Here is a 5,607-nt window from a genome sequence, read left to right as displayed (position 1 = left end):
ATGCTGGGCGTGCGCAGGTCCGGGGTCACTGAAGCCGCTTTGAAGCTGCAGACCGCCGGGTTGATCCGTTACAGCCACGGAACCATCGAAGTCCTCGACCGCCCTGGCCTCGAGCGTCGCGTCTGCGAATGCTATGCCGTGGTCAAGCGCGAGTTCGATCGCCTGCTTCCAGACCTCGAGGCGCTCTGACCAGGCATACGCCTACTCCATCAGGAATCCAGTTTGACCTCTTTCCGGCTCCCCTCCCAGTACGGGGGCGTTCCATAGTATTGATGGATGCTGGTGGCCCATTGCGTATCCGCCATGCTAGGCCAGTGATTCTGATCAAAACCCGGCGCGGCTTCCAGCTGCTTCTTGTCGATGCCCAGCACAAAGCTCTTGCGTACAGTGTCGAGCGTCAGAGCAGACCATGGCACAGCGAACAGCTTCGTGCCGACACCTAGAAAACCGCCGAATGACAGCACCGCATAGGCGATTTGCCCGCGGGGAACATCCAGCATGATGTGATCGATCTTGCCCAGCTTCTCACCGCTCGGACCAAGAACCGGATCGCCGTTGAGTGTGTCGGCAGCCATGATGACGGGGCCGGGGCCGGCGCCCTTCAGCTGACCGTTGCCGACGATGGCAGCGCGCGGTCCGCTGCTTTGATGGTCCAATTCGTTGATGTTCATGGTGTGACTCCAGATAAGGTGATTAGCCATTGAACCGGCGACTGCGCCGGCGGGGGGGATACGTCAATGCGCACGGCTTTTGCCCTTGTGCCGTGGAGTGGGCTCGACGCGGGAAGCCTGCCTCTTGCTACCGGCAGCCAGGCTCCAATCTGTCTTGTCGAGCGAGGTACTGAGCTGACGCTCCGCATACATGGCCGCGCCCGGCGAGATTGGGTCGCTCGCCGGAAAGGTCATCTCAAGCGATGCGTCCACAGCGGATTGATAGGTGTGCCCTTCATCCGCGGCAGGTATGCATCCGCAACCAGCAGGCTCCGACTTTCTGTGCTGTGCGGTGGTAGTGACTTTGTGCATGATCGCTCCTGGGTTGCGTTGACTCGCTCGGCAGATCGCAGTGTCTCGAGGGGATGGATACAGTTCGGCAAAGCGCGCCTGTCTCGACCTTTCCCGCTGATGGGGAGAGGCCCCATCCGTTCGGCCGGCGATGAGAATTAGTGGACGATCAGATCGTTTTCCACCGATGCCACTCCGGTAACTCCCTTGGCCACCTTCGTTGCCATCTGTCGTTGCACCATTGTCGGCACACTGCCGGTCAGGCGAACCACGCCGTCGCGTGTGCGTACGTGTATGCGCATCGAGCCGAGATCCTTCTGATTGAGCAGGCCAGCCTTCACCTTGGTCGTAATCGCTGTATCAGAGATACCCTCGCGAACCGTCGCACGTGTCAAGCTGTGGTCTGCCGAGGAGGCAGGTGATGCGCTGCTTTGCCCCGGGCCCAATGAAGCGTAGAAGCCGACTGCGAGCGCGAGCAACGCTGCGCCGGGAGTGAACGTGATGGAACGGGTGGGTTTCATAGGAACGCCCTCGATTGGGAGGAAAGCGGTGACCAATCAAGGTTGGCATCCATCCATGCCGCTGTCCGTACGCTGGCGGACAGTGACCTCTTCCTTTTCGGGGTGCCGGCGGAGGGAACGCCCGCGATCTGTCCGGTTCTCTCCAGACAAAACAAGGCGCGGTGTGTGGGTCAGCCTGGCCCAGGGGCCGCGGGGTTGCATACCCGCTTGCCCTGTGCGGTCAACCCAACAGTTCTCGGGTGAATGCACTGGGACGATGTCTCGGAACTGCTGCGGTCGGTTATCTGAATCCAAAGTACCCAAGCACGAACAAGACGATGACGACGGCCCCGACCAGCCAGATGATGCTATTCATGATGCACTCCTTAAACGCCTCGCCTGCAGACGAGGCGAGAGCGTTGCGAGGCAGTACGGGAGGACATGCTTGCAAGGGTACCCATCGCCTTCGCGCAGGGTAGGAACACATTCCCACCCCGTCACGAAAACGTCTGTACGGTACCGGGCAACGCCGCATTCGATGACCGGTGGCAACTACACGCTAGGAACGGTGTGGTCTGAGAGCGCCGCGCGTTGCGCATGACCGGGGCTGCGAAGGGCAATAGTCCGGCGCCTTTGGTGTGGGCGCGATCAATTGAAGCGGTAGTGTCTAGCCGAGTGCAACTGCCACCCCCCATCCCCGGATAGCGTCAAGACATGGTGGTGATACTTGAGAAGCGTGGGACGATGGCTGACGCTGACAAGCGTCGTCGACATCCCGGTCAGTTGCGAGTACAGATGTTCTTCGTTGCGCAGATCCAAGGCACTCGTCGCCTCATCAAGAATGGCGTAGCGGGGCTTCGCAAGCAGTACGCGCCCGATCGCGAGGCGCTGTTGCTCCCCAACCGACAGGACTTTGTCCCACTCCAGCTCTGCGTCGAGCCCTCCGAACCTCCTTGCAACATTCGACAGGTTGACCATCTCTAACAGCAGAAGAAGTTCTTCGTCGCACACGTGCCTGTCGTGGTTGTTCGGATAGAGCAGTTGATTGCGCAGGCTACCGACGGCCATGTAGGGGCGTTGAGGCAGGAACAGCATTTCGTCCGCCTTCGGTCGCGTGATGCATCCCGAACCGCCGCTCCATAGTCCCGCGATTGCACGCAACAACGAACTCTTCCCGCCTCCACTGGCACCAACAATGAGCAGGCCCTCGCCGGGGTTGATGGACACCGTCAAGTCTTTGACCAGCGTCCGTTCATGGTTCGGTGTTTGCAAAGTGACATGTGCAAGGGTCAGGTGGGAGTCCTCCATGGATTTGATCGTGCTTCTCGCATCGGGAGATGCAGCCACGCTCGCCGTCAGGGCACCTGAGAATGTGTCTAGCCGATCGAGCCCTGCCACGAATCGGCTCAGGTCTTCAAAGTTGTCAACGATCACGGCCAACGCGCTGAGTATGGCCGCAAACGCGCCAGCGGCCTGGATAGCACGACCGACTTCAAGCTCGCCGGAAAGAACGCGCGAAGCAACAATCGCGCTGGGCAGCATGACGGTCAGAAAGCTGTAGCCATACTGAAAAAGATTCAGATTCAGCTGCGAGCGGATGAGTCTGTTGAAGTTGCGAAAGGCCTGTTCAAATCGCCCCTTCACATGAAAGAACTCCTGCTCCTCCCCTCGATAGAACGCAATGGATTCGGCGTTCTCACGAATTCGAATGAGGCTGAAACGGAAATCCGCCTCCCGCTTTAATTGATAGAAATTAAGCCCAATCAGGATCCGGCCAAAGAAGAAAATCGATATAGAGGTGCCCGCGACGGCATATGCAAGAAGAAAGAAGACCAGCGGCTTGGAGATCGACCACAAGACACTGCTGAACGCAATCAGTTGAAGAATCGCACCGATACTGACCAGCAAAAAATAGAGAGATTTCCGCGTGAATGTATTGATGTCCTCCGTTATCCGCTGATCCGGATTGTCTATCGAGGAATCTGCATTCAACCTGTAAAAGATCCGATTCTTGAAATAGCCCTCCAGATAGTGATTGGTGAGCCATCGCCTCCAGAGGATTCCAAGCTTGTCTCTGATATAGAAATAAAATGCATAGATCGGCACCGCCAGGATCATGATGTAGATGCATTCAATGATGGAGTGCCAGAAGCGATCCGCATCCTTGGCTGCCAGGGCTGATGTGAATTCGCCGGATTGCTCGTTGAACAATACGTTTGTCTCGGTTTGCCCCAGCAGCAAGATTGCCAGCAACAGAAGCAAACCCATCGCCGTCCATTTTTCTGAGGAAAACCAGTAGGGCTTGGCGATGGCCCAGAACCGAGTCCACAGGTGACGATTCGAAGTGTCGTTATCGTTCTCCGACCTCGACTTGCCGTCCGCTCTCTGATCATTGGTGACGCTCATGTCACAACTCCCAGAACAGAACGAATGCCACACTCGTCACATTGATCCTGCCGACTCACGCTGCAGAGGCTCCCAACCCCTGTCGAACTATAGGTCAGCAACGCGCGCGTTGACCCTACCGGAACTATCCGCAATACCTGCCCGTTAGCGTACCGACAACCGACCGGACGTCCCCTAATGTGAGAGTGGAAGCGTTCTGTTATTCCGGGCTCCTCAGGGGTGTGGAAGACGCAAAAGTTGTCGTTCGCATATCTCACTGTTCATTGATACCAGAGTCCCCGAGCTGCCTCGCTCGTTACTGGTTGGAACGCGATCCCCAGTCGTTGCCCGTCTAATACCTCGATATGGGCGCGGGTGGGTCAGATAGGAGGACCGAAAAATGCGTTCCGTGCTCTTCGCCCTGTCGCTGCTGCTTTGCCTGCCGATTGCGGTGCACGCCCAGATGAGCGTCAGCATTGGCATCAACCTACCCGCGTACCCACAACTCATCCCGGTACCGGGCTACCCCGTCTACTACGCACCGCGTGCGCCTACCAACTACTTCTTCTACGACGGCCTGTACTGGGTGTATGAGGGGGACGAATGGTATGAAAGCAACTGGTACAACGGGCCATGGCAGGTCGTCGGACCAGAAGAGGTGCCGCTGTTCGTGCTCCGTATTCCCGTGCGCTACTACCGGAAGCCCCCTTGGTATTTCCGTGGCTGGAATGGCAACGCGCCCCCGCGCTGGGGTGAACACTGGGGACCAAACTGGGAAGCGCGTCGTGGGGGATGGGATCAATGGGACCATCGGTCGGCACCTTCCCCGGCGCCCTTACCGGATTACCAACGCCGGTACTCTGGCGAACGCTATCCTCGCGCGTTGGAGCAGCAGAATTTGATCCGGTCCGAGCACTACCGCTACCAGCCGCGCGAGAGCGGAACGCAGCGACGGTTTGGAGAGCCTGGTCAATCAGGAACGTCACGCGCCGCGCCGCGTCCGCCCACTCGTGAGCCCCGGGAGGTACAGAACCAGCGCGAGGGCGGGTTCGCGCGTCAGCAGCGAGACGCCGCCGCGCCACAGCCCCCCTCTGCGCAGCCGATACAGCGCCCCCAAATACCGCCGTCACACGACGCGATGCCGGAACGCCCTCAACCGCACGGTAACGCAGGCAGTTCGCGCACTGAAACGAGACAAGAAGGGACCGGTCGTCAGCGATTGCCGGAGCAACAGTACATGCGACCCGATGCGCCGCAGCAGCCCGTGCGGCCGCAGATTCGAGAGCCAGTGCAGCCAATGCCTGCCCCTCAATCAACGCATGATCCGCGCGCCGATTCTCGACCCACACGCACGGATGGGCGAGAGCCGGATGGTGACCGCCGACACGACGGACGCGGCCAGAACGATCGCTAGCTGCCGAACACCAATTTGCCCGAGCCATCCACTGATTGCCGCGGCCGCTTTCGCGTGTCGGAAATCTGGTGGGCTTGAATGTTGCGAGAGCCGGACGTAGGTTTACCAATAGATTCAGGGCAACAAAGCGGCTGATACCCGATAGCGGCTGTTTCTGGTTCCACATCGCGATCAGTCCGAATTGCTGTTCTGGTCCGAGTGACAGGGAAGCAGCCTTGAAGGCTCTACCGAATCCGAAGCTGAACCGTCTGTTGTCCGTGCTGCCGCCAGCGGAATGGGAGAGCATCGCGCCCCAGCTTGTCTGGGT

5 protein-coding genes are annotated in these 5,607 nt (G+C 58.9%); 1 reads left to right on the top strand and 4 read right to left on the bottom strand.

Annotation, left to right across the window (positions count from 1 at the left end; all coding sequences use genetic code 11):
• The coding region (locus BM136_RS25035; RefSeq protein ID WP_139219430.1) for a helix-turn-helix domain-containing protein at nt 1-189 on the top strand (189 nt) is incomplete at its 5' end.
• 20 nt (nt 190-209) lie between these two features.
• Here BM136_RS25035 and BM136_RS25030 read toward each other — a convergent pair.
• The 4 genes from BM136_RS25030 to BM136_RS25020 all read right to left on the bottom strand — a co-directional run bounded on the left by BM136_RS25030 (nt 210) and on the right by BM136_RS25020 (nt 3,907).
• Nucleotides 210-671 carry a PRC-barrel domain-containing protein gene (locus tag BM136_RS25030; RefSeq protein WP_092977236.1) on the bottom strand — a complete coding sequence of 154 codons (462 nt, stop codon included), beginning with the start codon at nt 669-671 and terminating at the stop codon, nt 210-212.
• Between the two features lie 63 nt (nt 672-734).
• On the bottom strand, nt 735-1,022 hold the full coding sequence (locus BM136_RS25300; RefSeq protein WP_139219428.1) for a hypothetical protein: 288 nt from the start codon (nt 1,020-1,022) through the stop codon (nt 735-737).
• 137 nt (nt 1,023-1,159) lie between these two features.
• Nucleotides 1,160-1,522, bottom strand: coding sequence for a BON domain-containing protein (locus BM136_RS25025; protein WP_092977233.1), 363 nt, complete (start codon nt 1,520-1,522; stop codon nt 1,160-1,162).
• Between the two features lie 627 nt (nt 1,523-2,149).
• Complete coding sequence (locus BM136_RS25020) at nt 2,150-3,907, bottom strand: ABC transporter ATP-binding protein/permease (protein ID WP_092977230.1); 1,758 nt, start codon at nt 3,905-3,907, stop codon at nt 2,150-2,152.
• Between the last annotated feature and the right edge of the window lie 1,700 nt (nt 3,908-5,607).

Source organism: Ralstonia sp. NFACC01 (genome assembly GCF_900115545.1).
GTDB classification, from domain to species: Bacteria; Pseudomonadota; Gammaproteobacteria; order Burkholderiales; family Burkholderiaceae; genus Ralstonia; species Ralstonia mojiangensis.
Note: the sequence above shows the minus strand (reverse complement) of the source record. Positions and strands in the feature narration are given on the sequence as shown.